The sequence below is a fragment of the Streptomyces sp. CLV115 genome, from assembly GCF_038448545.1.
Classification (GTDB): Bacteria; Actinomycetota; Actinomycetes; order Streptomycetales; family Streptomycetaceae; genus Streptomyces; species Streptomyces sanglieri.
This window is the reverse complement of the sequence record NZ_JBCEWQ010000306.1, coordinates 1-3,438: the sequence shown is the minus strand read 5'-3', so window position 1 is coordinate 3,438 and position 3,438 is coordinate 1. Positions and strand designations below refer to the sequence as shown.

4 protein-coding genes are annotated in these 3,438 nt (G+C 71.7%); 1 reads left to right on the top strand and 3 read right to left on the bottom strand.

All coding sequences use genetic code 11. The annotated features are described in order from the left end of the window. Positions 1-190 precede the first annotated feature (190 nt). Positions 191-1,030, bottom strand: coding sequence for an alpha/beta fold hydrolase (locus tag AADR41_RS41610; RefSeq protein WP_342287639.1), 840 nt, complete (start codon positions 1,028-1,030; stop codon positions 191-193). Positions 1,031-1,166: 136 nt separating this feature from the next. On the opposite strand from AADR41_RS41610, the gene AADR41_RS41605 reads away from it, so the two are divergent. Continuing rightward, entirely contained in the window at positions 1,167-1,754 is a 588-nt protein-coding gene (locus tag AADR41_RS41605; protein WP_342287638.1) for a MepB family protein, read from the top strand. 64 nt (positions 1,755-1,818) lie between these two features. Here AADR41_RS41605 and AADR41_RS41600 read toward each other — a convergent pair whose 3' ends face one another. Both AADR41_RS41600 and AADR41_RS41595 read right to left on the bottom strand, forming a co-directional pair. Then, the gene (locus tag AADR41_RS41600) at positions 1,819-2,394 is read right to left on the bottom strand and encodes a hypothetical protein (RefSeq protein ID WP_342287637.1); all 576 of its coding nucleotides are present in this window, start codon (positions 2,392-2,394) and stop codon (positions 1,819-1,821) included. A gap of 206 nt (positions 2,395-2,600) precedes the next feature. Then, entirely contained in the window at positions 2,601-3,350 is a 750-nt protein-coding gene (locus AADR41_RS41595) for a TetR/AcrR family transcriptional regulator (RefSeq protein WP_342287635.1), read from the bottom strand. Positions 3,351-3,438: the final 88 nt, after the last annotated feature.

The window sequence follows — 3,438 nt, the reverse complement described above, 5'->3', positions numbered from 1 at the left end:
GGCCCGCAGAGGCCGAGCGGAGGTGGGCGGACCCCGGAAGCCGAGCAGCGGTGGGCAGGCCCCGGTTTCGGACTGTCCGGCCTCCCGGCCTCCCGGCCTCCCTGCCCCCCTCTACCTCTCTTCCCCTCTGCCTCTCTTCCCCTTTCCTCCACTGCCCCGCTCCCCGCCCCGCTTCGTTCTCGCCCCGTTCTCAGTTCGTCAGTGTGTTTCGCAGTGCCTCGGCGAAGCCGTTCGGGTCGCCGAGGAAGCCGGCGTGGTCGCCGGGGAACTCGACCGGGCGGGTGTCGAGCAGTTCCGCCAGTGCGATGGATGTCCGGTACGTGATCAGGCCCTGCGAGTCGGCGCCGATCCCGACGAGGACCCGGGTCGGTGCGGTGGTCAGGGCGGCGATGTCGGGTACGTAGCGGGCGGTGCCCCGCAGATCGTGGCCGAAGAAGCGGGCGCCGTTGGCGAGGTCCTGTTCCGTGGGCTCGCCGAACGGCCCGTCGGGGGTGCTCTCACCGCCCTCCCCGCTTTCCGCGCCCTCCCCGTCCTCGGTCACGAATCCGGCGACGGCCATGAACTTCATCCATGCCGCGCCCTGGCCCTCCTTCTGGAAGGTCTCGATGATGTCCTCGGTCAGGGCGCGCTGTTCGGCCGCGTCGGGAAGGATCTCCATGACGGGCGGCTCGTGCGCGACCAGCGTCCGTACCCGGTCGGGGTGCCGGGCGACGAGTGCCAGCCCGGTCACCGCGCCGCCGCTGCTCCCGAACACATCGGCCGAATCGGCCCCGAGCGCGTCCAGGATCGCCGCCACGTCGTCCGCCCGCCGCTCGGGCAGGGTGTCCTCCTCGGGGTCGTCGAGGGTGCTGCCGGAGATGCCGCGCGGGTCGTGCGTGACGACGGTGTGGTCGCTCGCGAGCGCGTCCGCCAGCGACGCGAACTCCTGGGCCTCCATGGGCGACCCCATGATCAGCAGGAGCGGTCCCGTGCCGCGCACCTCGTAGTGCAGTCGCGCGCCGGGGACTCGAAGGGTGTGGGTGGCGGTCATGCCGGTGGTCCTTCCTCGATCGGCGCCCCGCGGTCGCGGTGCCGTTGTGTTTGACAGAGGTACGACTCCGGCCGTCGGGGAAACTCATCGCCCACCGAGGCACAACGACGAGACAGGTGCTGACAGAATGGGTGAAATGGCAACACGCTCTGCACCTCCGCCGATGCCCTGGCCGGGGGGCCTGCCCCTTCACCCCGATCTCCTCGCGGCGAAGGCACTCGTCTACGACCCGAGCGGGCTCGTGTGCTCACGGCCGGTGCCCGAGGCCGAGAGCGCCGAGTACGGTGCGCACGGGTTCAGCGTGGACGGCTCCGCCGTCAGGTTCCGGGTGGCCCGGACCACCCCGACCAAGGTCGGGCAGTTCGTGACGGTGTGGAAGCGGTCCGCCGACGGCGGACCGATCCGGCCCTACGACTCCGGGGACCCCGTCGACCTCTTCGTCATCAGCACCCGCGAAACCGGTGACGACGGCAATGGCGGCGACGGCGGTGACAGCAGTGGTTTCGGGCAGTTCGTGTTTCCGCGGGCGGTGCTTCGCGAGCGGGACATCGTGTCGACGGACGGGGCCGGCGGGAAGCGCGGGTTCCGTGTCTATCCGCCATGGGTGACGACGACCAACCGCCAGGCCGGCCGGACGCAGGAGTGGCAGGTGGAGTACTTCCTGCCGGTCCCGGGCGGCGAGCCGGCCGCCCCGGACCGCTGCCGGGCGCTCTACCGTCCTTGACGGGGGCTCGTGACCTGGGGCCGGGGGTGAGGGTGGGTGTGCCGTCCGTGACGGTGGCGGACGGTCAGCGGTAGTCCTCCGGGTGGCCCTGCATCCAGGTGTTGACGCGGTCGCGGGTGCCGATCAGTTCGGATCGGTGCTTCTCCAGGTTGTCCGTGGAGAGGTCGCCGTTCAGCGTCTTGCTCAGGGCGGCGATCCCGGCGATCGGCTCCTTGAAGTGGCCGGGGCCCTTGCCGTCCGCCTTCATGGCCTTGTCCAGGCGGACCAGTTCGTCGTGGACCCGGCCCAGGAAGTAGGCGCAGTTCGACGAACCCGGGGCGCAGTTGTCGTTCAGTGTGGCCTGGAGTCCCGCGAAGGCGTCGCGTACGGCCTCCGGCCTGTTGCGCGCCGCCTCGGCCGCCTCGGATGCCTCCGCCTCCGCACTGGCCCCGTCCTTGGCGTCCTGCGCCGCGACGGCCTCGTCGGCGGCCTTGGACGCGGCTGCGGCGTTCACCGACGGCGCCACGTAGGGAACGTCGCCGCCCGGCCCCTGTGAGGTCCCGGCGTCCGAGCATCCCACCAGGAACGCGCCCATAACCACCGCCGCGACCAAGGCAGTTGCCGCACCGCGCGCACCTGTACGGATGGAACGGACAGACATGAGGCCCCCTTCGTCCGGTTGGCCCGGACCATACATGTCCCGCATGCCCGCAGCCCTGCCCGAGTGAGTGCGCGCGCAAGCGAGCACTCAACCCACGCGCGCAAGTCCGGGCCACCCGTCGGTCCCGAAGCATCGATCAGGGAGCGTCGATCACGGAGCATCGATCACGGAGCATCGATCACGGAGCATCGATCACGGAGCATCGATCACGGAGCGTCGATCAGGGACTGCAGCGCGGGCGCGTACAGGTCCGCGATGTGTTCGGCGGTGGCGTCCGCGCCGGCGCCTTCGCGGTGGAGGCCGAGGGTGGCGCCGAGGCCGATGAGGTGGCCGGCGATCAGTTCGGCGCGCAGGGCGCGTTCGCGGCCGGGGAGGCGGGCGGTCAGGGCGTCGGTGACCTGTTCGTGGAAGCGGTCGCGCAGCAGGGAGCGTTCGTCCCGGTTGCCCAGCGAGAAGACGACGCGCAGCAGCGGGTCCGACTGCTGTACGCGGCGGCTGTTCACCAGCGTCAACACCATGTGGCGGCCCAGGGTTCCGAGCGGGGCGTCGAAGAGTTCGGCTGCGGCGGGGCCGAAGTCGGCGACGGTGTTGAAGAGTTCTTCCTTGCGGCCGAAGTGCTTGACCACCAGGGACGGGCTCACTCCGGCGTCGGCCGCGATCCCCCTGATGGTGACCTCGGCGTACGGGCGCTGGGTGAACGCCCGGCGCGCGGCACGCAGGATCGCGGCCTTGCCGCGGCCCGGATCGGCGGCGGACCGGGCGGGGACCCGAGGAGAAGCCGCGGGGGAAGAAGCCGCCGAGGAAGAAGGGACCGGGGAGGAAGTGGCCGGAGGAGGAGAGGCCGGAGGAGGAGAGGCCGGAGGAGGGCCCGACGCCGGGGGCGGGCCCGAGGCCGCAGAGGAGTCCGGGGCCGCAGAAGGGCCCGGGGCCGGTGCGGTGGCCTGGCCGCTGGTCATGCGCCCTCCTGGATCGGCATCGTCCGCACACCGTCCTTCCGGTCGCCCGGGACGTCGCGGTTACCTTCGACCGTACCCGCCCCAGCGG